Below are 1,001 nucleotides of genomic sequence, written 5' to 3'. Positions count from 1 at the left end.
GCGTATGACCTCCGTCGGAGGGACCACCCGCCGGAACAGCACCCACAACTCGTCCGGCACCAACCGCTCCACCAGATCCGTCATGCACGGCTCAACGAGCGATCACGCCATCAGAAACGACGTCTTAACGGTACTCCTTCGCCTCGTCGGGACGGTTGTTCCTCGCGGCTGCGGCGGCGGCCTCCATAGCCAGGCCGCCCCACACCGCGTAGTGGTCCGGCTCAGCCCCCGTGATCTTCGGCTCCACCGAGTCCATGCTCCGGGCCGCGACCTGTTCCGCCTCGTCCAGCCTGCACCCCTGCTGACCGGACGCTACGGACGGGCCTGCCTGGACACCGTCGCCCCGCTCCTGCTCCTGGGCTGGGGCCACGTCGGCCCCGCCTTCCTCGCCCACTTCCACACGGCCGCACACCGGGAGGACACCACCGCAACCATCACCCCCGCACCCCTCGCTGAGCCGGTGGCCACCTCGGCGCCCGCTCCCGAAACGGCGGCCCCGGCCCCTGAGCCGGTCCCCGCCGCGACACCTACGCCGCCTCCGGCCGAAGTGCCTACCGTGCTCAAGGTCCCCGACTCCGCCCCCGCCCCGGCCGTCACCACGGCGCCTGCCACCGGCTCCCGACCGGTCCTCCCCGCCGCACTGCTGAGTGCGGCCCGACGCATCGCGGACACCCACCACGCCGAGCACGGAACACCGGTCACCGCCGCCCAGCTCGCAACCCGCATGGGCATCGCCCTGCCCGTGGCCACCGCCGCCCTCGCACAACTCTGAGCCACCCCGACCACCGGCCGGATCACCCCTCCCCGAACCCCACGCTCACCCGATGGGCCCGGTTCGTCATGCCCCCAGCAGCACCAACACGCCTTCCTGCCTGGCTAGTTGTTCTGTCCACGGAGGTTGGTGACAGCGATCACTGACGTGTGATCTTGAAATGGGTGAGGGCCCTCTGGCTCGGTGTGGATTGCGAGATCTGCACCGGCGACCAGAAAGGCCCTCGTGC

Annotated in this window: 2 protein-coding genes; one reads left to right on the top strand and one right to left on the bottom strand. The window is 70.7% G+C overall.

Annotated features, from left to right (window positions below; genetic code table 11):
* Window positions 1-124 precede the first annotated feature (124 nt).
* The gene (locus MTQ10_RS30705; protein WP_247474063.1) at window positions 125-370 is read right to left on the bottom strand and encodes a hypothetical protein; all 246 of its coding nucleotides are present in this window, start codon (window positions 368-370) and stop codon (window positions 125-127) included.
* A gap of 186 nt (window positions 371-556) precedes the next feature.
* Here MTQ10_RS30705 and MTQ10_RS30700 point away from each other — a divergent pair, with 186 nt between their 5' ends.
* Window positions 557-772 (top strand): hypothetical protein, encoded by a 216-nt coding sequence (locus tag MTQ10_RS30700; RefSeq protein ID WP_247474061.1) that lies wholly within the window; start codon window positions 557-559, stop codon window positions 770-772.
* The last annotated feature ends 229 nt before the right edge of the window (window positions 773-1,001 follow it).

It is taken from the genome of Streptomyces sp. XM83C, assembly GCF_023072675.1.
GTDB lineage: Bacteria > Actinomycetota > Actinomycetes > Streptomycetales > Streptomycetaceae > Streptomyces > Streptomyces thermocoprophilus.
This window is presented reverse-complemented; position numbering and strand designations above follow the sequence as displayed.